The following is a 22,035-nucleotide window of genomic DNA, read 5'->3' as shown; positions in this document are numbered from 1 at the left end:
GCAGGATTTTGGAGGTTGAAAATGAATATTACAACATTACTGTAATTGTAATTATTTGAAGTTATCATGATAAACACGCTATTATATAGGTGTAAATTGTACATAGTCATCTGAAAAAGGGTATTTGAAATGATTATGATAAAAGAAATATTGCTTTTCATTAGAAAAAGAGAAAGGAGAAATCGGGATGCCAGGACCTTTACTGTTGTCGGTGATTATTTTGTCTTCTTTAATGATAGGGATAACTCAGTTTTTTCATCATACAGATACGACAGAGGAAGTGAAGGATAAAGTACGTCTCGTATTTCCGATTTTTATCATATCTATTTCTTTTTGTATTTTATTAAATAAGGATGGGTACATTGTTGCTGTATTTTCATTTTTTGTAGCGATCGTTTTAATTACAGTTTTATATTATGTAATGAAAGATTTTATACAAAAATAAAGATGTCACATGAGGCATTTTTATTTTTGTATAAAATAAAATTTCACATACCGTATTATATGTAAAAAATAAAAAACATATAGCGATAGAAAAGTATATACTTTGCCGTGTATTTACTTGTCAATCTTGCATAGCCAATATACTATTAATAGTGTAGAGATTAGAAAAAGGGGTTGTATCTATCATGAAATTTGAGATGCACACAAAAATTATTTCAAATGAAAAAGAAGTAAGGTTACATATAGAAGAAAACGTATTTCAATTAAAATTGGATGGTTATCACTTATTTACAGTTCAAGAAATATTACCTTTATATAAATCAAATGAAGAAAGAATTGGTAGTGCAATGATACAAAAGTTAGAGTGGGAGAACGGAAAAACTACTATAAACTATCAACTCGTATCACTAAAATCAGTAAATTAAAAGGAGCAGGACAATATGAAGTTATTTCATACAGCGGATTGGCATTTAGGAAAGCTTGTTCATGGCGTGTATATGACTGAAGATCAAAAAATTGTATTAGATCAGTTTGTACAAGCTGTTGAAGAAGAAAAACCAGATGCCGTAATTATTGCAGGCGATTTATACGACCGAGCAATTCCACCAACAGAAGCAGTAGACTTATTAAATGATGTGTTACAAAAAATAGTGATTGATTTACAAACGCCAGTTATTGCGGTTGCAGGTAACCATGATAGTCCTGATCGTATTCATTTTGGTAGTAGTTTAATGAAGAAACAAGGGTTATTTATTGTGGGACAATTTCAATTTCCATATGATCCAATTATATTAAATGATGAACATGGTGAGGTTCACTTCCATCTCGTTCCATATGCTGATCCAAGCATAGTTAGACATGTATTGAAAAATGAAGACGTACGTTCACACGATGATGCGATGCGTATTTTTATGAATGAGCTTTCTGAAACGATGGATAAAGAAGCTAGACATGTATTTGTAGGTCATGCATTTGTAACTTCTGCGGGAGAAGCAGAGGAGAATACAAGTGATGCAGAACGACCACTTTCAATTGGTGGTGCTGAATACGTAAATAGTCATTATTTTGATAATTTTCATTACACAGCGCTTGGACATTTACATCAAGCGCATTTCGTACGTAATGAGTCAATTCGATATTCAGGTTCGCCACTTGCATATTCTATTTCTGAAGAAAAACATAAAAAAGGATATTATATTGTAGAACTGGACGAGCAAGGTGAAGTAACAATTGAAAAAAGGTTACTTACACCACGCCGTAAAATGCGAACAGTAGAAGCAAAAATAGATGAATTATTACAACATCCAATAAGTGAAGATTACGTGTTTGTAAAATTATTAGATGAAAATCCTGTCTTGCAGCCAATGGAAAAAATACGCTCTGTATATCCAAATGCAATGCATGTTGAAAGATCTATTCAAAGACGAGAGTTCACAGAGTCAAATGAAGTAACAGTTTCAAGACATAAAACGGATGATTTATCGCTATTAAAGGCTTTTTATAAAGAAATGAAAGGCTTAGATTTATCAGAAGAGAAAGAACGTCTATTTGTAGAGGTACTACAAATAGTGCAAGAACAGGAAGGTGAACGAGGATGAGACCGATTCAGCTTATTATGACAGCATTTGGACCGTATAAACAGAAAGAAGTAATCGATTTTAACGATCTTGGAGATCATCGTATTTTCGCCATTTCTGGGAATACAGGAGCTGGAAAGACAACGATTTTTGATGCGATTTGTTATGTGTTATATGGTGAGGCAAGCGGAGAAGAACGTAGTGATACGAGCATGCTGCGTAGTCAATTTGCTGATGATAATATGTATACTAGTGTAGAACTAACCTTTCAGCTAAAAGGGAAACGTTTTGAAATAAAACGACAACTTGGACATAAAAAACAAGGGAACAAGACGATTACAGGACATGCAGTAGAATTATATGAAGTGATTGGTGAAGAGAAGGTTCCAGCTGTTGATCGTTTTCATGTAACGGATGTAAATAAAAAAGTGGAAGATTTAATTGGTTTAAGTAAACATCAATTTAGCCAAATTGTTATGTTACCGCAAGGGGAATTCCGAAAACTATTAACATCTGAGACAGAAAACAAAGAAGAAATTTTGCGTCGTATTTTTAAAACAGATCGTTATAAGTTAATGCGTGAGTTACTTGATCAAAAACGAAAACAATGGAAAGACGTCTTACAAGAAAAACAGAAAGAGCGAGAGCTACATTTTCGTAATGTTTTTAAATTACCAATCCGAGATGGATCATTATTAGAGACATTAGTGGAACAAGAACATGTAAATACGCATCAAGTAGTAGAAGCATTAGAACAAGAAACAGATGTGTATAAGGCAGAAGTTGAGCAATTACAAGTAGAACAAGAAGTTCAAACGAAGCAATTAAAAGATGCTGAAACACGTTTTCATGCAGCGAAATCTGTAAATGAGAAATTTATAGATTTACAACAAAAGAATGAGAAATATAATACTTTACAAGAAAACCGTACAGTTATTGAAATGAAAGAAACATCTTTTAAACGTGCCGAAGAAGCGAAGCGCTTATTACCATTTGAACAATGGTACGAAGAAGCAATACAAAATGAGCAGAAGGCTGAAAATTTGTTAAAACAGATAATCGCCAAAAAAGAAAATATAACGAATAGCTTTGAACTAGCTCAGGAGAAATATGAAGCAATAAAGAATAAAGAACCTGAGAGAGAAGATGCAAAAAAACTTGTTCAAAGATTAGAAGAGTTACAACCGATTATTGCATCATTAGCTGAGAAGCAGTTGAATTTACAAAATGCAGAAATTCAAGTTGGGAAATTAAAAGAAGGTATGCACAACTTAGAGCGACAATTAGACGAGCATACAAATCAAAAACAGCTAATGTCTGGTGAATTGCAGCAATTAGAACGAGCACTTGAGCAATATGTCGATAAAGTAGAAGAACTAACGAATATGCGAGAAGATGCAAAAGTTTTAAAGCAAGCATATGATGTTGGGCAAGAAAAACAAAAATTCGAGCAAGAAAAAGAAGCGGCATATAATAAGATGCAAATGGCAGTGAACGCATATGAAAATATGGAACGCCGCTGGTTAAGTGAACAAGCTGGAATATTAGCTCTTCATCTACATGATGGTGAATCTTGTCCAGTATGTGGTAGTACGGACCATCCGAAAAAGGCTACAGAGCAAAGTAATGCGATCGATGAAAAAGAGTTAAATGATTTAAGAGACAAGAAGAATGTTGCTGAAAAATTACATGTTCAATTAGAGGAGAAATGGAATTTCTATCATCTTCAATATAAACAGGTAATAGAAGAGGTTAAGAAGCGAGGCTATGGCTCGGAAGAATTAGCTGAAACATATAGTGCGCTTGTTCAAAAGGGAAAACAATTAGTAACTGAAGTGAATACGTTAAAAGCAAGCGAAGAAACGCGTAAGCAAACTGCTGTGAATATAAAAAGCGTAGAAGAAAAAGTGGATGCACTTCAGAAGCAACAGCGTGAGGTAGAAACAGAGCAGCACCGTATAGAAATGGAGTGTATGCAGCTTCGTACGTCATATGAACATGATAAGAAAAATATTCCTGAAAACTTACAAACAGTCCGAGCTTGGAAAGTCCAGTTTGACCAAGCTATGCATCAACTCAAATTAATGGAGGACGAATGGAAGAAAGTGCAGGAAGCGTATCAACATTGGCAAAATGAAAATATAAGAATTCAAGCAGAACAGGAAAGTGCTTCTAATCAATTTGAAAGTACAAAATTGAAGAAAGAAGAGACTTTCGTGCGCTTTATGAAAGAGCTTGAGCAGAGCGGATTTACAGATCAATCTACGTATAAAGAAGCTAAATTAAATGATGCCGAGATGGAGATGTTACAAAAAGAAATTCAAAGCTATTATTCATCTCTTGAAGTACTTGCAAAACAAATTGAAGAGTTACATGCTGAATTAAAAGATAAAGAGTATATGGATATTACAGCGTTAGGTGAACACATAACAGAATTACAAATTAATCTCGATATCATTAAAGAAAAACGTCAACGTGCGCAAAATGCGGTAACATATATTTTTGATTTACATGAAAATATTAGACGTATTGATGAGCAAATTCATGAGGAAGAAAAAGCGTTCCAAGAACTTGTTGATTTATATGAAGTAATGAAAGGTGATAACGAAAGCCGTATATCATTTGAACGTTACATCTTAATTGAGTATTTAGAACAAATTGTTCAAATTGCAAACGAACGATTACGTAAATTATCAAATGGACAATTTTATTTAAAACGAAGTGAACGAGTTGAAAAGAGAAATCGTCAAAGTGGCTTAGGATTAGATGTATACGACGCATATACTGGCCAAACACGCGATGTAAAAACATTATCTGGCGGTGAGAAATTTAATGCATCGCTTTGCTTAGCGCTCGGAATGGCAGACGTCATTCAAGCATATGAAGGCGGTATTTCCATCGAAACGATGTTTATCGACGAAGGATTCGGTTCATTAGATGAGGAGTCATTAACAAAAGCGGTTGACGCCTTAATTGACTTACAAAAATCAGGCCGATTTATCGGTGTTATTTCACACGTTCAAGAGCTGAAAAACGCAATGCCAGCTGTATTAGAAGTAACGAAGCAGAAGGATGGGTGTAGTCAGACGAGGTTTGTGGTGAAGTAAGTTCAATTATAATTCATACTTTAAGTTATTAGTATAGAACTTATGATAAAACAAATGCCATCTCTTTATTGAGGTGGCATTTGTTTGTTATTCTTAGGCGTTATCTGGAGAAGGCGGTGTATTTTCCAAACGATTATAAGCTTTAAAGGCCGAAATTGCGGATATAACACCACCTACTAAAAATAAAGCTGATCCACTGACCAATATGATACGACTGACATATGTTTCGCGAGCTTCTTCAACTTCTTCTTGTAACATTGTTGGCATTTGTACTCCTCCCAAACAACATTTGTTTTGTAGATAGTATATACAAATGCCTAAAATATGTTAAAATCACTGGATAGTGTTAGGAGAAAGTATATAGTTAGATGTGAATTATTTGAAAAATCTTCATTATAAATTTATGCTAACTTCACATAGAGCACATATTAACATTGTATTATGTATATGTACCAAATAAATAAAGTGAATTGTATTTCATTCTGTTTTTAAAAATTTAAAATTCTATTATTTTTATATAAAGGTTTCACATCGGAGTTTTAAATATTTTGGAAATAGATCTAAATAAGAGAAATTCACATAAAAGGGGAATGTCTTATGACAACATATACGAGTGAAATGAGAAAAAGTTTAGTTTCAGAAGAAGATGTAGATATTTTAAAAATTATGGCTCACCCAATCCGATTACAAATTGTAAATGAATTAAGTACGAGAAAAACTTGTAATGTAACGCAATTAACAGAATTATTAAACATTCCACAATCGACGGTTTCACAACATTTATCAAAAATGAAGGGTAAAGTGTTACGAGCTGAAAGAAGAGGGTTAGAAATTTATTATCACATTAATAATTTAAAAGCGAGTAAGATTGTAAGTGTTTTAGGATATATAAACTAATGAAGTATTTTCATATAAAATAGCCGCTGCTGGTAAGCAGGGGCTATTTTGTGTTGTTTTATGTATTCGCATTTAAAATTTTATAGTTTTTATGATTTACAATTGTTCGATCAAATTCAAAAGTACCACCGCTTACATTTGTGATTTCAACTAAGACCGATTCAGTATAAAGTTTTAGTACAGATCCTGTAATCTTTAAATTATTTCGTTGAAAAAGTATAGTATCCCCTACGTTTGCTTTCATAGTACCTCCTCATTAAAGACAGAAATATTTTTTTATTATATATATTAAACCACGTATAGATATATTAGTGAATATTTAGTTTTGTTTATCAATAAAATATTTTTTATTTTATAAAAAATAAAGTGCATCGTAGTGTAAAAATCATTTTTTTCTCTTTGTATAGGAAAATCAAAATTTTGTAATCTAACTATGATATAACTTGAGAAATAATTTTTATAAAAGAAGAGGATAAAACAGCTGTAAGTCATACGGATGTAAAACATGATAATAGCTACTTACGTATTTAATAATTCTTTTTTTGTATTTCGTCCTTCGTTTTCTGTAACTGATTCCATATTTTTGACGCTCTGTCTTGTAAGTGCTTACATAAGCGGGAACATCTTATACAATGAAGGTGTTAAATCAAAAGAGGTGGTCAATATGAACATAAAAAAAGTAAATTTAGCGAAAAGCATTGAAATAGAAAGAGGAGGCGGGAAGGTATGAAAAAATCAAATGTTAATCCATGGCTGGTTGTCCTTGGCACAGTCATCGTACAAATGGGGCTTGGAACAATATATACATGGAGTTTATTCAATCAGCCTTTAGTTAGCAAATACGGTTGGAGTCTTAACGCAGTTGCTATAACTTTCTCAATTACTAGTCTTTCCTTAGCATTTTCAACTTTATTTGCAAGTAAATTGCAAGAAAAATGGGGACTTCGTAAACTTATTATGATAGCTGGACTGGCATTAGGACTTGGGTTAGTACTTAGTTCACAAGCTTCTTCATTAATATTGCTGTATGTACTAGCAGGAGTTGTTGTAGGTTATGCAGATGGTACAGCATATATCACTTCACTATCCAATTTAATAAAGTGGTTTCCAAAGCGTAAAGGTTTAATTGCTGGAATTTCTGTCTCTGCATATGGTTCAGGTAGCTTAATCTTTAAATACGTTAACGCACAGTTAATTGAATCAGTTGGCGTATCACAAGCGTTTATATACTGGGGTTTAATTGTTACAGCTATGATTGTCCTTGGAGCTTGTTTAATCCATCAAGCTGCTGATCAAGGTGCGGTTCATGAAACAAAAACTCATGAATATACAACGAAAGAAATGTTAGGCACAAAACAAGTATACTTATTATTTATAATGTTATTTACATCATGTATGAGTGGCTTATACTTAATTGGTATGGTAAAAGATATTGGTGTTCAACTTGTAGGACTTAGCGCAGCGACAGCAGCTAATGCGGTGGCTATGGTTGCAATCTTCAATACATTAGGTCGTATTATTTTAGGACCGTTATCAGATAAAATCGGTCGTTTAAAAATCGTTACTGGTACTTTTGTTGTTATGGCAAGTTCAGTCTTAGTTCTAAGTTTCATAGATTTAAATTATGGTATTTACTTCGTATGTGTAGCAAGTGTAGCATTTTGCTTTGGTGGAAATATCACTATTTTCCCAGCTATCGTCGGTGATTTTTATGGTATGAAAAACCATAGTAAGAACTACGGAATTGTGTATCAAGGATTTGGATTTGGAGCGCTTGCAGGTTCCTTTATCGGTGCACTTCTGGGTGGATTCAAACCAACCTTTATGGTGATCGGCGTATTATGTGTCGTGTCATTTATTATAGCAATTGTAATTCAAGCACCTAAGCAGAAAAAAGAGCGAGAAGATGAGTATCGCAGCGTAGCATAAGTATATAAATCTTCTATCACACTATGATTACGAAAAAGCATCCTATTAAATAGGGTGCTTTTTTATGAATTATTCTAACGAGGTTATATAATTTTTGGAACCATTTGAGACAAAAAAAGTGAGTGAAACACTCATTTGGATTATATTGGAATATTAAAAGTGATACATTATATTCGAAATATGTATTAAATCTTAAATTATAAACAAGACATACATCAGTAATTGCAAGATATATTTTCTCGATATTTTCAGAAAAATGTTGAGAAAATATATACTTGAGTTTTTGATAAGGCTTTGTAAATGAAGGTATCTACAGTTTATCTTCTTCAATTTTACAAAAAATGAGTTTAAATGTGTAATGTAGGTACTTATTATTGCTTTTAGATGTAATTGTATTGAGAATCACTAAAATATTTTGTCTGAAAAATAAAAATAGGTTGACAAGTTTATTGAGAAAGATTATCATTTCGATGTAAGAATATTAAATGAAAAACATTATCAATGAATAATATTTTGATGAAAAGTACACTTGACCAATTAGTTTAGTAAGTGTATTATTTTTTACATTGATAATGATAATCTTTATCATTATTTGTTTAATTAGATTAATTTTCAAATGAAAGGATAGAGGAAATGAACTTAGGGGAATTTGATGGGAAAACGGTTTTAGTAACAGGTGCAGCCCAAGGTATAGGTAGTGTTGTTGCCAAAATGTTTTTAGAAAGAGGAGCTACAGTTATTGCGGTTGATCAAAATGAAGAGGGGTTAAATGTGCTCTTAAATGAAAATGAATTAAATGAAATACGTATGAAAACGTTTCGTTTAGATGTGAGTGATAGTACCGCAGTTGAAGACATGGTAAACGGTATTGAAAATGATATAGCACCGATAGATATATTAGTTAATGTTGCAGGGGTTTTACGTATGGGGGCGATTCACTCTTTAAGTGATGAAGATTGGAATAAAACATTCTCTGTAAATTCTACAGGAGTTTTCTATATGTCCCGAGCGGTAAGTAAACGTATGATGCAAAGAAATTCAGGGGCAATTGTTACAGTTGGTTCCAATGCAGCAAATACCCCGAGAATGGATATGGCTGCATATGCGGCATCCAAAGCTGCAACGACGATGTTTATGAAGTGTTTAGGATTAGAACTTGCAGCATATAACATTCGCTGTAACTTAGTTTCTCCAGGTTCAACTGAAACTGAAATGCAAAGGTTACTATGGGCTGATGAGAATGGAGCAAAAAATATCATTGCTGGTTCTCAAAGTACATATAGACTCGGTATACCATTACAAAAAATTGCACAGCCTTCAGAAGTTGCCGAAGCGGTATTGTTTTTAGCTTCAGATAAAGCAAGTCATATTACAATGCATAATTTATGTGTCGATGGCGGAGCTACATTAGGCGTTTAATAAAAAAATAGGGGGCTACTATATTATGAATGAACTTACGGCTGTAAAGGAACTGTCAGAAAAACTTTTAGAAGATTATAAGACTGAATCTTCATTCTTTTTCGCTTCACCTACTCGAACAATATTGACAGAAGGAGAGCTTACTACAGTAAAGCATCGTGAAATTGAAAGTTTTCCAGAACTAGTACAGGCAGTATTACGTAATGCAAAACAAGCTGGAAATCCGAATCCTATCGTTGTTGGTGCTTTGCCATTTGATCGCAGAAAAGAAGTGCAACTTATCGTACCAGAATATAGCAGAATATCTGAACGATTACAATTAGATACAACAAATCAGCTTGAAACAACTGAAAACTTAACATTTGAAATGACGCCTGTACCAGATCCGGAAGTGTATATGAATGGTGTGAAGCAAGGAATTGAAAAAATACAAAACGGAGATTTAAAGAAAATCGTTCTATCTAGATCGTTAGATGTTAAATCTTCCAAAAAGATTAATAAGCAAAAACTTCTTCGAGAATTAGCAGAGCATAATAAGCACGGTTATACATTTGCTGTTAATTTACCGAAAGATGAAAACGAGAATAATAAGACATTAATTGGAGCAAGCCCTGAATTACTCGTTTCACGTAATGGTATGCAAGTTATTTCTAATCCGTTAGCCGGTTCAAGACCGCGTAGTGATGATCCAGTAGAAGATAAAAGAAGAGCAGAGGAATTACTTTCTTCTCCAAAAGATTTACATGAACATGCGGTAGTAGTAGAAGCAGTTGCTGCTGCGCTTCGCTCATACTGTCACACATTACATGTTCCAGAAAAACCATCTGTTATTCATAGTGAAGCGATGTGGCATTTGTCTACTGAAGTGAAAGGTGAACTAAAGGATCCGAATACTACTTCTTTAGAATTAGCAATTGCTCTTCATCCTACGCCAGCAGTTTGCGGAACGCCGATGGAAGAAGCGAGAGAGGCGATTCAAAAAATTGAGCCATTTGACCGTGAATTCTTTACAGGAATGCTAGGATGGAGCGATTTAAATGGAGATGGTGAATGGATTGTTACAATTCGTTGTGCTGAAGTGCAAGAAAATACACTTCGACTATTTGCAGGAGCGGGAGTTGTTGCTGAGTCAAAACCAGAAGATGAGTTAGCAGAAACATCAGCTAAGTTCCAAACAATGCTGAAGGCTCTAGGGTTAAGTGATAATTCATTGAATGAAAAATAGGGGGAAGAAAGAATGTTAACAGGTTATACAAAGTGGCCAAAAGAATTTGCCGATCACTATCGAGAGGAAGGGTGTTGGCTTGGTGAAACATTTGGCGGGATGTTAAGAGAGCGGGCTGAAAAATATGGAGATCAAATTGCGGTTGTAAGTGGTAATACGCATATTACGTATAGTGAGCTTGATAAAAAAGTAGATCGCTTAGCGTCAGGTTTACTGAACTTAGGAATAAAGCAAGAGGATAGAGTTGTAATCCAATTACCTAACGTTATCGAGTTTTTCGAAATATGTTTTGCGCTATTTCGAATTGGAGCACTTCCTGTCTTTGCACTACCTTCACATCGAAGCAGTGAAATTAGTTATTTTTGTGAGTTTGGTGAGGCGAGTGCTTACATTATTTCAGATAAGGCTCTCGGCTTTGATTATCGAAAACTAGCAAGAGAAGTGAAAGAGAAAGTGCCAACTTTACAACATGTAATTGTAGTGGGAGAAGAAGAAGAGTTTGTGAACATAAGTGATCTGTATATAGATTCCATTCCATTACCAGAAGTTCAGCCAAGTGATGTTGCGTTTCTTCAATTGTCAGGAGGGACAACTGGACTTTCTAAATTAATTCCTAGAACACATGATGATTATATTTATAGTTTACGTGTTAGCGCTGAAATTTGTAATTTGAATACGGATAGCGTCTATATGGCAGTTCTTCCAGTAGCACACAATTACCCGATGAGTTCTCCAGGGACATTTGGAACTTTCTATGCGGGTGGAAAAGTAGTGTTGGCAAATGGAGGTAGTCCAGACGAGGCATTTGCTCTTATAGAAAAAGAAAAAGTTACGATTACTGCTCTCGTTCCGCCATTAGCAATGATCTGGCTTGATGCTGCATCTTCTCGTAATAACGATTTATCGAGCCTAGAAGTGATTCAAGTCGGAGGTGCGAAATTTGGCGCTGAGGTTGCAAAGCGTATACGCCCTACATTTGGATGTACGTTACAGCAAGTGTTCGGTATGGCAGAAGGTTTAGTAAATTACACAAGATTAAATGATCCTGAAGAAATCATCATTCATACACAAGGTAGACCGATGTCTACATACGACGAAGTAAGGGTTGTTGATGAAAATGATAACGATGTAAAAGTTGGTGAAGTAGGAAGTTTATTAACAAGAGGACCATATACAATTCGTGGTTATTATAAAGCGGAAGAGCATAATGCACGTTCATTTACAGAAGATGGATTTTATCGTACAGGTGATCTTGTGAAAGTAAATGAACAAGGCTACATCATTGTAGAAGGTAGGGATAAAGATCAAATTAACCGTGGTGGTGAGAAAGTTGCTGCGGAAGAGGTTGAAAATCATCTATTAGCACATGATGCAGTACATGATGTTGCAATTGTATCAATGCCTGACGATTATTTAGGAGAACGTACTTGTGCATTTGTTATAGCTCGCGGACAAGCTCCGACAGTAAGTGAATTAAAAATGTTTTTAAGAGAACGCGGTATAGCTGTTTATAAAATTCCAGATCGAATTGAATTTATTGAATCATTCCCGCAAACAGGTGTTGGAAAGGTAAGCAAAAAAGAATTACGTAAAGTCATTGCTGAAAAGCTTATTACCGTAAAACGATAAAGAATATAAAAATTGGAAGGAAGTGATTAGATGGCTATCCCATCTATTTCAGTATACAAAATGCCAGTTGAATCAGAACTACCAAAAAATAAAGTGAACTGGACGCCAGATCCAAAACGTGCGGTTCTTTTAATCCATGACATGCAAGAATATTTTCTTGATGCATATAGCGATAAAGAGTCACCGAAAGTAGAACTCATTTCAAATATTAAGGTGATAAGAGAAAGATGTAAGGAACTTGGTATACCAGTTGTTTATACAGCACAACCAGGTGGACAAACGTTAGAACAACGAGGGTTATTACAAGACTTCTGGGGTGATGGTATTCCTGCTGGACCAGATAAAAAGAAAATTGTCGATGAACTTACTCCTGATGAGAATGATATATTCTTAACAAAATGGAGATATAGTGCATTTAAAAAGACAAATCTATTAGAAATTTTAAATGAGCAAGGAAGAGATCAACTTATTATTTGCGGTATTTATGCGCATATTGGCTGCCTTTTAACAGCTTGTGAAGCGTTTATGGATGGTATAGAGCCGTTCTTTGTAGCAGATTCAGTGGCGGATTTTTCATTAGAGCATCATAAACAAGCATTAGAGTATGCATCTAATAGATGTGCAGTAACGACATCAACCAACTTACTGTTAAAAGATTTACAAAATGTAAAAGGCGATAAGAGTGAAGTGATCACTTTACAGGAAGTGCATGAACTAGTTGCACAATTACTTCGTGAACCAGTAGAAAGTGTTGAAACTGATGAAGATTTATTAAATAGAGGACTCGATTCGGTCAGAATTATGAGTTTAGTAGAGAAGTGGCGTCGCGAAGGAAAAGAAATCACTTTTGCAGATTTAGCAGAGAACCCAACCGTTGTCGATTGGTACCGCTTATTATCTCCGCAAACAGAACATGTACTTTAATATAGACTACATAATAAAGGGGTAGTAAAGAATGCCTAATAGTCAAAAGGTTCGTCATTCATTATCATCTGCGCAGACTGGTATGTGGTTTGCACAGCAATTAGATCCGTTGAATCCGATTTATAATACTGGGGAATATGTAGAAATAAACGGAAATATTAATCAAGGTATTTTTGAATTAGCAGTACGTAAAGTTGTAACAGAAGCAGAAACACTACATGTTCGTTTCGAAGAGGATGAAATGGGACCATGGCAAGTTATTGAAGAATTACAGTTTCATATGCATTTTATTGATGTTCGTAAAGAAGAAAATCCTGAAGAAGCTGCTAAATTATGGATGAAAAATGATTTATCTATGCCAGTCGATTTGAAAACAGATACATTATTTACTGAAGCACTTATTCAAGTTGAAAATAATCGTTTCTTTTGGTATCAGCGCATCCATCACATTGTGATGGATGGCTATGGATTTTCACTTCTTAGCCAAAAGGTAGCGAAAGAGTATACATCTTTAATAGAAGAAACAAATAAGAAAGGGAAGCCATTTGGTTCTCTTTCAAAGATTGTACAAGAAGATATTGAATATCGTGAGTCGAAACAATTTCAGGAAGATCGTACTTTTTGGTTAGAGAAGTTTATAGATGAACCAGAAGTTGTAAGCTTAGCAGAACGAGCGCCGAGAACATCAAATGGATTTTTACGAGAAACAGCTTATTTATCCAGATCTAGCACGAAAATTTTATTAGAAGATATTAATGTTTCCTTAACAAGTTGGCCAGAATTTATTGTCGCTGTAACAAGTATTTATATGCATAAATTAACAGGTGCAAATGATATTGTTTTAGGTTTACCGATGATGGGGCGCCTAGGTTCAGCATCTATTTATACACCGAGTATGGTAATGAATTTAGTACCGCTTCGTCTCACAGTAACTCCAAATATAACTCTTGCGGAATTATTAAAGCAAGTTTCTAAAGAAATTCGAGACGTACGTCGTCATCATAAATACCGTCATGAGGAATTAAGAAGAGACTTAAAGTTACTAGGTGAAAATCAAAGGTTATTCGGACCGTTAGTGAATGTTATGCCTTTTGATTATGGGCTTAACTTTGCTGGGAATCGTGGTATTACACATAATTTATCAGCAGGACCTGTCGATGATTTATCGATAAATGTTTATAAAAGTTTCGATGAAAATGAGTTAATGATTCATTTTGATGCGAATCCGGAAGTATATAATGGCGCGGAACTAACGCTGCATAAAGAGAGATTTATGAATGTATTAGAATTAATGATAAGTTCATATCAAAAAGACGCGTCGATTGGAAGCATAAACATTACTCTTCCTGAAGAAAATCATAAAGTTTTATTGGAATGGAATGAAACTAAGGAAGCTGATAAGTTAATCTCTCTACCTATATTATTTGAAAAACAAGTACAAAAAAATCAAAATAAAATAGCGGTTACGTGTAACGGAGTAAACCTTACGTATAAAGAGCTAAATGAACGGGCGAATGAACTAGCGCACTATTTAGTAGAAGAAGGAATAGGGTCAAATCAGTTTGTAGCTTTAGTGTTTCCAAGATCAATAGAAATGGTAGTTAGCATGCTAGCAGTTTTAAAGGCTGGTGCAGCGTATTTACCGATAGATCCAGAATATCCAGCTGAGCGGATAAATTATATAGTAAATGATGCAAAACCAATTTATATCATCACACATTCATCTGTTTCATCTACTTTAGTTATAGAAAATGATATAAAAAAAATCGAATTAGATCGAGAAGAAACAGAACTAGCATTAAAAGCATATTCTCATATGAATCTACCATTTAGGAAAGATGAATCACTTTTAAAGCCTGCGTATACAATTTACACTTCAGGATCAACGGGAAATCCAAAAGGTGTAATTGTTCCTATGAGAGCTTTAAGTAACTTTTTATTGGCTATGGACGATATGTTTTCATTAAATGAAAATGATCATTTAGTAGCAGTTACCACGTTTGCATTTGATATTTCTGCACTAGAAATTTATTTACCTCTTATTAGTGGTGCAAGTTTAACAATCGCACAAAAAGAAGTAATTCAAGAACCTTCTGCGTTAACGGCATTGTTACAAGAAGAAAGAGCGACAATTATGCAAGCTACACCAACGCTTTGGCAGGCGTTAGTAACGGAATATCCAGAGAGACTACAAGGGCTAAAAGCGCTCGTTGGTGGTGAAGCACTTCCAGCTCATTTAGCAAATACATTAAAAGAATTAGGTTGCTCTATTACAAACTTATATGGACCTACTGAAACGACTATTTGGTCTACTTTCAAGAACATCGACGAAAATGAAATTGGTATACCTTCTATTGGAAAACCGATTTGGAGTACAGATGTGTATGTATTAGATGCAGGATTACAACCAGTTCCACCTGGAGTAATTGGTGAATTATATATCGCGGGTGAAGGACTTGCAAACGGATATTTAAGAAAACCAGAGTTAACGGCGGAACGATTTGTTGCAAATCCTTTTGGAGAACGAGGGAAGCGCATGTACCGCACAGGTGATCTTGTGAAATGGCGTAACGATGGTGTGCTGGAATACGTGAGCCGAGCAGATCATCAAATAAAAATCCGTGGTTTCCGAATTGAATTAGCTGAAATTGAAATGGTATTACAACGACATGAAAATATTAAACAAGCAGTAGTAATGGTACGAGAAGATCGCCCAAATGATAAACGAATTATTGCGTATATCGTTGCTGAAGAGAAGGATACAATTAACTTTGCAGAAATTCGTTCTTATGTTTCAGAAAGTTTAGCGAATTATATGGTACCTTCAGCGTTTGTGTTGTTAGAAGAATTACCATTAACACCAAATGGAAAGGTTGATAGAAAGAAATTACCAGCTCCTGATTTTAATGAAATGAATAAGGAGAGAGTTGCTAGAAATCCGAAAGAAGAAATATTATGTGATTTATTTGCAGAAGTACTTGGTGTTTCTCGTATTAGCATTGATGATAATTTCTTTGAAATGGGAGGCCATTCGCTTCTTGCATCTCGTTTAATGGCAAGAATTCGTGAAACGTTAAGTGTCGAATTAGGAATTGGAAAATTATTCGAATCGCCAACTGTTGCCGAACTAGCGAAACAATTAGACCGAGCAAAAAGTGCAAGACCAGCTATTAAGAAAGTAAGTAGACCAAATGAAGTTCCACTTTCATTTGCACAGCGTAGGTTATGGTTCTTAAATTGTTTAGAAGGTCCAAGCCCTACTTATAATATTCCGTTAGTCATTCGTTTGACTGGAAAGTTGAATGAAGAAGCATTGCAAGGTGCCTTTTATGATGTAATTGAGAAACATGAAACGCTTAGAACAATTTTCCCTAACGTATTAGGTAGTTCCTATCAGAAAATTTTAGATATGGAAAATTTAAATTTAGAAATGATTATAACAAGAACGTGTAAAGATGAATTAGAAAGTGTGCTTGCAGAGGCGGTAAGATATAGCTTTAACCTCGATGTTGAACCAGCAGTTCGTTTGCAACTATTTACAGTGAATGAAAACGAACATGTATTGCTAATTCTATTGCACCATATTGTAGGGGATGGCTGGTCATTACAACCGTTAACGAGAGATTTTACAACGGCATATAAAGCGCGATGTCAAGGTGACAGAGTACAGCTGGAGACACTTCCAGTTCAATACGCAGATTATGCCCTTTGGCAACAGAAATTGCTAGGTGATGAAACAACACGAGAGAGTCTCATTTCAACACAATTAGATTTTTGGAAACAAGAGTTAAAGGGTTTACCAGATCAATTGGAATTGCCTACAGATTACCAGCGTCCAATTGAAACGAGTTACCGTGGAGAAACAATTCATTTTCAAATAGATGGGGGTATGCATAGTAAGTTAGTAGAGCTTGCACGAAAAAATGGGGTTAGTTTGTTTATGGTGTTGCAAGCAGGACTTAGTGCACTATTTACAAGATTAGGTGCAGGTACTGATATACCAATCGGTAGTCCGATTGCTGGAAGAAACGATGATGCTCTCTCTGATATTGTCGGTTTATTTGTAAATACATTAGTGTTACGTACAAATACATCAGGAGATCCAAGTTTTAAAGAATTATTGAATAGAGTGAAGCAAGTAAATCTTGCAGCTTATGAAAATCAAGATGTACCATTTGAACGACTTGTTGAAGTGTTAAATCCAGTACGTACACGAAATAGTCATCCGCTGTTTCAAGTTATGTTAGCTTTCCAAAATACGCCAGAAGCAACCTTTGATGCTCCGGATATAGAAGCGAGCCTTGAAATTCAAAGCGTTGGCTCTGCGAAATTTGATTTAACATTTGAAATTAGCGAGAGTAACGGAGTTGATGGTACGCCAAATGGCTTACATGGATTGTTAGAGTTTAGTACTGATTTATATAAACGTGAAACGGTTCAAAAATTAATAGAAAGATACATTCTGTTATTAGACGATGCGGCGAAAAATCAGGATCAATCAATTGGTAGATTAGAAATATTAACTTTGGCAGAGAAAAATACAGTGTTAGAAAAGTGGAATGGTGGTTTTCAAATTGTACCAGAAATGACAATACCACAATTATTTGAAAAACAGGCTTATATAAATCCAAATTCTATTGCTGTCGTCTTTGAAGATGAAAAATTAACTTATGAAGAATTGAATAAAAAAGCGAATAAAATAGCTCGATTGCTAATAGCAAAAGGAGTCGGTCCTGATCAACTTGTTGCATTAGCAATGCCGAGATCTTTAAATATGGTTGTGAGTTTACTTGCGGTTCTTAAAGCAGGAGCAGGCTATCTTCCATTAGATCCAGATTACCCGTCTGAACGTATTTCATTTATGCTCCATGATGCGAAACCATCATGTGTTTTAACAAATTCAGATGTGGAAATTGAATGTGATGAGGAACTGAAAATTTTAGTTGATGATATAAAAATAATAAAAGAGATTGAGAAATATAGTGAAGAAAATATTGATGAAATGGAGCGTATGAAGCCAATATTGCCTTCACATATTGCTTACGTTATTTATACGTCAGGTTCAACAGGTAGACCGAAAGGCGTTATGATACCTCATCAAAACGTAGTAAGACTTTTAGGAGCAACTGATCATTGGTTCCAGTTTGACGCGAACGATGTTTGGACGATGTTCCATTCCTATGCTTTTGATTTCTCGGTTTGGGAAATTTGGGGACCTTTATTATATGGAGGGCGTCTAGTCGTAGTACCACATACTGTAAGTCGTTCGCCGAAAGAATTTTTACAACTTCTTGTTAAGGAAAAGGTTACTGTTTTAAACCAAACACCATCAGCGTTCTATCAATTGATGCAAGCAGATCGTGAAAATGAAGAGATTGGTCAAACATTATCTTTACGATACGTTGTTTTTGGAGGAGAAGCACTTGAGCTAAGTCGATTAGAAGATTGGTATAGTCGACATCCTCATAACGCACCAAAGCTTATTAATATGTACGGTATTACAGAGACGACAGTACATGTTAGTTATATTGAGTTAGATGAGAATATTGTTTCTTTACGCGCGAATAGTTTAATTGGTTGCAGTATACCAGACCTTAAAGTATACGTATTAGACAACTATTTACAACCAGTGCCACCTGGAGTAGTGGGAGAAATGTATGTTGCAGGTGCTGGGCTTGCTCGTGGTTATTTAGGAAGAGCGGGCTTAACTGCAGAACGCTTTATCGCAGATCCATTTGGTAAGCCAGGTACAAGAATGTATCGTACAGGAGACTTAGCTCGTTGGCGTAAAGATGGGACGCTAGATTATATAGGGCGTGCAGATCACCAAATAAAAATTCGTGGATTCCGAATTGAATTAGGGGAAATAGAAGCGGTTATAATGAAACACCCTAAAGTTGAGCAAGTAGCCGTTATTGTACGGGAAGATCAACCAGGGGATAAACGATTAGTATCTTATATCGTCGCATCTAATCATGAAATGATTGATACGAATGATATGCGTCAGTATGCTGGAGGTAGTTTACCAGATTACATGGTTCCATACGCTTTTGTAGTAGTAAATGAGTTACCTTTAACTCCAAACGGTAAATTAGATAGAAAGGCATTGCCAGCTCCAGAATTTATCGCATCATCTTCTAGTCGTGGACCAAGAACACCGCAAGAAGAAATGTTATGTGACTTATTTACAGAGATTTTAAGTGTACCTCAAATTGGAATTGATGACGGATTCTTTGATCTTGGTGGTCATTCACTTCTTGCGGTGCAGCTTATGAGCCGAATTAAAGAAGCGCTTGGAGTGGAATTAAATATTGGAACTTTATTTGCAGCACCTACTGTTGCAGGGCTTGCAGAAAGACTTGAAATGGGAAATAGTCAAAGTGCACTTGATGTGTTGCTTCCATTACGAGCAAGCGGAGACCAATTGCCACTATTTTGTGTACACCCAGCAGGTGGATTAAGTTGGTGCTATGCAGGACTTATGAAATCTTTAGGAACAGATTATCCAATTTACGGTGTCCAAGCACGCGGTATCGCTAAAAATGAAGAACTTCCAAAAAGTTTAGAGGAGATGGCGGCGGATTATTTAAAACACGTTCGTGAAGTACAGCCTCACGGACCATATCGTATACTCGGTTGGTCGCTCGGAGGAAATGTTGTGCATGCAATGGCGGCGCAACTGCAAAATGAAGGGGAAGAAGTAGAATTACTCGTTATGCTAGATTCTTATCCTGGTCACTTCTTACCGAATACGGAAGCACCTACTGAAGAAGAAGCATTAATCGCCTTACTTGCTTTAGGTGGATATGATCCAGATAATATGGATGGTAAACCACTTACGATGGAAAGTGCAGCAGAAATACTTCGTAAAGATGGAAGTGCATTAGCAAGTCTTGAAGAAGAGACGATTTTGAATTTGAAAGAAACGTATGTAAATTCGGTAGGATTGTTAGGGAAATATGTACCGAAAGTTTATAACGGAGATATTTTATTCTTTAGATCTACTGTTATACCAGACTGGTTTGATCCTATTTCTCCAAATACGTGGCTAAATTATTTAGACGGGGAAATTGTGCAACACGATATTGATTGTAGACATAAAGATTTATGTCAACCAGGACCACTTACAGAAATTGGACAAGTATTAGCGAAATATTTGCAGGATAAGAAAGGGGTAAGTACAGTATGACGAATCCATTCGAAAATGATAATTACACATATAAAGTATTAAAAAATGAGGAGGGTCAGTATTCTCTCTGGCCTGTCTTTCTCGATGTACCTATTGGTTGGAATGTCGTACATGAAGAGGCTAGTAGGAATGATTGTTTACAATATGTTGAAAATAACTGGGAAGATTTGAATCCAAAAAGTAATCAAGTTGGCGAAAAAATATTAGTAGGAAAACGATAATGAAGGAAAAAATAAATCCAAAACTAGTTGTAAGTATCGTATATATAACAGCGATGTTTATGGCTGCGATGGATGCAACAATTGTGAATGTAGCACTGCAAACGATAAGTAAAGAATTACAAGTTCCTCCATCTGCGATGGGGACAGTTAATGTTGGGTATTTAGTTAGCTTAGCTGTTTTTATTCCAATTTCTGGTTGGTTAGGAGATCGCTTCGGTACGAAAAGAGTATTTCTAACAGCTCTTTTCGTATTTACAACTGCGTCTGCATTATGCGGAGTAGCAAACGATATTACTTCATTGAATATATTTCGTATCATGCAAGGTGCTGGTGGGGGGCTTTTAACACCAGTTGGGATGGCAATGTTATTCCGAACATTTTCACCAGAGGAAAGGCCGAAAATTTCACGGTTTATTGTGTTGCCAATTGCTGTCGCACCGGCAGTAGGACCAATTATTGGCGGTTTTTTTGTAGATCAAATGTCTTGGCGCTGGGCATTTTATATTAATGTACCGTTTGGAATCGTAGCGTTACTATTCGGTCTACTATTTTTAAAAGAGCATATTGAAAAATCAGCTGGTCGCTTTGATTCTCTCGGTTTTGTTCTTTCAGCACCAGGATTTGCGATGCTTATCTATGCACTTAGCCAAGGTCCATCAAAAGGCTGGGATTCTCCAGAGATTATATGTACTGGAATAGCTGGGATTATATTCATTACATTGTTTATCATTGTTGAACTTAAAGTACAGCAACCGATGTTAGATTTACGCTTATTAAAAGAACCAGTCTTTAGAAAAATGAGTCTAATTTCATTGTTTTCATCCGCTGGTTTACTAGGAATGTTATTTGTTTTTCCGCTTATGTATCAAAATGTAATAGGAGTTTCCGCACTGGAATCAGGTCTTACGACATTCCCAGAGGCGATTGGATTAATGATATCGTCACAGATTGTACCATGGTCATATAAGAAATTAGGAGCTCGCAAGGTAATTTCTATTGGATTAGCTTGTACAGCGGTTATCTTTGTTTTATTAAGTTTTGTAAATCACGATACGAATCCATGGCAAATACGGACATTATTGTTTGGTATCGGTATTTTCTTAGGTCAGTCTGTCGGTGCAGTTCAATTTTCTGCATTTAACAATATAATGCCACCTTCTATGGGAAGAGCAACGACTATATTCAATGTGCAAAATCGATTAGGTTCAGCAATAGGAGTTGCTGTATTAGCTAGCATATTATCTGGGTTTGGAAGTAATGAAATACAGAATCATACACAGGCAGATTTCTTGCCTTATCAAGCTGCATTAATTGGATCTGCACTATTTTTACTCGTAGCATTACTATTTTCTTTACGTATTTCTGATAAAGAGATAATGTCAAAGAAGAAGAAAAAGCCGTTACCTGTATTACCAAAAGAGAAAGAAGTTGTAAATTAATAAGTTATAAAATAATAATACTCTTTTGAAATAAA

The 22,035-nt window shown here is 35.2% G+C and carries 15 protein-coding genes; 13 read left to right on the top strand and 2 right to left on the bottom strand.

The window, feature by feature from the left end; genetic code table 11:
- Positions 1 to 187: 187 nt before the first annotated feature.
- The 4 genes from AABL52_RS15610 to AABL52_RS15595 all read left to right on the top strand — a co-directional run bounded on the left by AABL52_RS15610 (position 188) and on the right by AABL52_RS15595 (position 5,128).
- Complete coding sequence (locus AABL52_RS15610) at positions 188 to 445, top strand: hypothetical protein (protein ID WP_001119406.1); 258 nt, start codon at positions 188 to 190, stop codon at positions 443 to 445.
- 184 nt (positions 446 to 629) lie between these two features.
- A complete protein-coding gene (locus tag AABL52_RS15605; RefSeq protein ID WP_000667352.1) occupies positions 630 to 869 on the top strand; it encodes a DUF2584 family protein in 240 nt (79 codons plus the stop codon).
- Between the two features lie 15 nt (positions 870 to 884).
- Positions 885 to 2,042, top strand: coding sequence for an exonuclease SbcCD subunit D (locus AABL52_RS15600; protein WP_341517885.1), 1,158 nt, complete (start codon positions 885 to 887; stop codon positions 2,040 to 2,042).
- A complete protein-coding gene (locus AABL52_RS15595; RefSeq protein WP_341517884.1) occupies positions 2,039 to 5,128 on the top strand; it encodes an SMC family ATPase in 3,090 nt (1,029 codons plus the stop codon). Before AABL52_RS15600 ends, AABL52_RS15595 begins: the two co-directional genes overlap by 4 nt.
- Before the next feature lie 93 nt (positions 5,129 to 5,221).
- On the opposite strand, the gene AABL52_RS15590 is transcribed toward AABL52_RS15595, so the two are convergent.
- Entirely contained in the window at positions 5,222 to 5,395 is a 174-nt protein-coding gene (locus AABL52_RS15590) for a hypothetical protein (RefSeq protein WP_341517883.1), read from the bottom strand.
- Between the two features lie 330 nt (positions 5,396 to 5,725).
- Between AABL52_RS15590 and AABL52_RS15585 the strand changes: the two genes are divergently transcribed.
- Positions 5,726 to 6,025: an ArsR/SmtB family transcription factor gene (locus AABL52_RS15585; protein WP_000214798.1), complete on the top strand. Its 300-nt coding sequence runs from the start codon at positions 5,726 to 5,728 to the stop codon at positions 6,023 to 6,025.
- 58 nt (positions 6,026 to 6,083) lie between these two features.
- Here the strand turns inward: AABL52_RS15585 and AABL52_RS15580 are convergent, their stop codons facing one another.
- Positions 6,084 to 6,269 carry a YkvS family protein gene (locus tag AABL52_RS15580; protein WP_000646789.1) on the bottom strand — a complete coding sequence of 62 codons (186 nt, stop codon included), beginning with the start codon at positions 6,267 to 6,269 and terminating at the stop codon, positions 6,084 to 6,086.
- A gap of 482 nt (positions 6,270 to 6,751) precedes the next feature.
- Here AABL52_RS15580 and AABL52_RS15575 point away from each other — a divergent pair, with 482 nt between their 5' ends.
- From AABL52_RS15575 to AABL52_RS15540, 8 genes are all read left to right on the top strand, one after another.
- Positions 6,752 to 7,954 (top strand): L-lactate MFS transporter, encoded by a 1,203-nt coding sequence (locus AABL52_RS15575; protein WP_000749494.1) that lies wholly within the window; start codon positions 6,752 to 6,754, stop codon positions 7,952 to 7,954.
- A gap of 633 nt (positions 7,955 to 8,587) precedes the next feature.
- On the top strand, positions 8,588 to 9,373 hold the full coding sequence (gene dhbA / locus AABL52_RS15570) for a 2,3-dihydro-2,3-dihydroxybenzoate dehydrogenase (protein WP_341517882.1): 786 nt from the start codon (positions 8,588 to 8,590) through the stop codon (positions 9,371 to 9,373).
- A 25-nt stretch (positions 9,374 to 9,398) separates the two neighbouring features.
- Positions 9,399 to 10,598 carry an isochorismate synthase DhbC gene (gene dhbC, locus AABL52_RS15565; protein WP_341517881.1) on the top strand — a complete coding sequence of 400 codons (1,200 nt, stop codon included), beginning with the start codon at positions 9,399 to 9,401 and terminating at the stop codon, positions 10,596 to 10,598.
- A gap of 12 nt (positions 10,599 to 10,610) precedes the next feature.
- Positions 10,611 to 12,227, top strand: coding sequence for a (2,3-dihydroxybenzoyl)adenylate synthase (locus AABL52_RS15560; RefSeq protein WP_341517880.1), 1,617 nt, complete (start codon positions 10,611 to 10,613; stop codon positions 12,225 to 12,227).
- Between the two features lie 30 nt (positions 12,228 to 12,257).
- Positions 12,258 to 13,151, top strand: coding sequence for an isochorismatase (gene dhbB / locus AABL52_RS15555; RefSeq protein ID WP_098239519.1), 894 nt, complete (start codon positions 12,258 to 12,260; stop codon positions 13,149 to 13,151).
- Between the two features lie 31 nt (positions 13,152 to 13,182).
- Positions 13,183 to 20,340 (top strand): amino acid adenylation domain-containing protein, encoded by a 7,158-nt coding sequence (locus AABL52_RS15550; RefSeq protein WP_341517879.1) that lies wholly within the window; start codon positions 13,183 to 13,185, stop codon positions 20,338 to 20,340.
- Positions 20,337 to 20,561, top strand: a complete 225-nt coding sequence (locus AABL52_RS15545; protein WP_000184069.1) for an MbtH family protein — start codon at positions 20,337 to 20,339, stop codon at positions 20,559 to 20,561. Before AABL52_RS15550 ends, AABL52_RS15545 begins: the two co-directional genes overlap by 4 nt.
- A complete protein-coding gene (locus AABL52_RS15540; RefSeq protein ID WP_341517878.1) occupies positions 20,561 to 22,000 on the top strand; it encodes an MDR family MFS transporter in 1,440 nt (479 codons plus the stop codon). The genes AABL52_RS15545 and AABL52_RS15540 overlap by 1 nt, the downstream gene beginning before the upstream one ends.
- Positions 22,001 to 22,035: the final 35 nt, after the last annotated feature.

It is taken from the genome of Bacillus paramobilis, assembly GCF_038096195.1.
GTDB lineage: Bacteria > Bacillota > Bacilli > Bacillales > Bacillaceae_G > Bacillus_A > Bacillus_A mobilis.
This window is presented reverse-complemented; position numbering and strand designations above follow the sequence as displayed.

Excerpts from the sequence above, each read along its gene's own strand:
- AABL52_RS15590 (WP_341517883.1), bottom strand. The coding sequence starts at position 5,395 with ATGCCAACAATGTTACAAGAAGAAGTTGAAGAAGCTCGCGAAACATAT.
- AABL52_RS15585 (WP_000214798.1), top strand. The coding sequence starts at position 5,726 with ATGACAACATATACGAGTGAAATGAGAAAAAGTTTAGTTTCAGAAGAA.
- AABL52_RS15550 (WP_341517879.1), top strand. The coding sequence starts at position 13,183 with ATGCCTAATAGTCAAAAGGTTCGTCATTCATTATCATCTGCGCAGACT.
- AABL52_RS15560 (WP_341517880.1), top strand. The coding sequence starts at position 10,611 with ATGTTAACAGGTTATACAAAGTGGCCAAAAGAATTTGCCGATCACTAT.
- AABL52_RS15605 (WP_000667352.1), top strand. The coding sequence starts at position 630 with ATGAAATTTGAGATGCACACAAAAATTATTTCAAATGAAAAAGAAGTA.
- AABL52_RS15540 (WP_341517878.1), top strand. The coding sequence starts at position 20,561 with ATGAAGGAAAAAATAAATCCAAAACTAGTTGTAAGTATCGTATATATA.
- AABL52_RS15595 (WP_341517884.1), top strand. The coding sequence starts at position 2,039 with ATGAGACCGATTCAGCTTATTATGACAGCATTTGGACCGTATAAACAG.
- AABL52_RS15545 (WP_000184069.1), top strand. The coding sequence starts at position 20,337 with ATGACGAATCCATTCGAAAATGATAATTACACATATAAAGTATTAAAA.
- dhbA (WP_341517882.1), top strand. The coding sequence starts at position 8,588 with ATGAACTTAGGGGAATTTGATGGGAAAACGGTTTTAGTAACAGGTGCA.
- AABL52_RS15580 (WP_000646789.1), bottom strand. The coding sequence starts at position 6,269 with ATGAAAGCAAACGTAGGGGATACTATACTTTTTCAACGAAATAATTTA.
- dhbC (WP_341517881.1), top strand. The coding sequence starts at position 9,399 with ATGAATGAACTTACGGCTGTAAAGGAACTGTCAGAAAAACTTTTAGAA.
- AABL52_RS15600 (WP_341517885.1), top strand. The coding sequence starts at position 885 with ATGAAGTTATTTCATACAGCGGATTGGCATTTAGGAAAGCTTGTTCAT.
- AABL52_RS15610 (WP_001119406.1), top strand. The coding sequence starts at position 188 with ATGCCAGGACCTTTACTGTTGTCGGTGATTATTTTGTCTTCTTTAATG.
- AABL52_RS15575 (WP_000749494.1), top strand. The coding sequence starts at position 6,752 with ATGAAAAAATCAAATGTTAATCCATGGCTGGTTGTCCTTGGCACAGTC.
- dhbB (WP_098239519.1), top strand. The coding sequence starts at position 12,258 with ATGGCTATCCCATCTATTTCAGTATACAAAATGCCAGTTGAATCAGAA.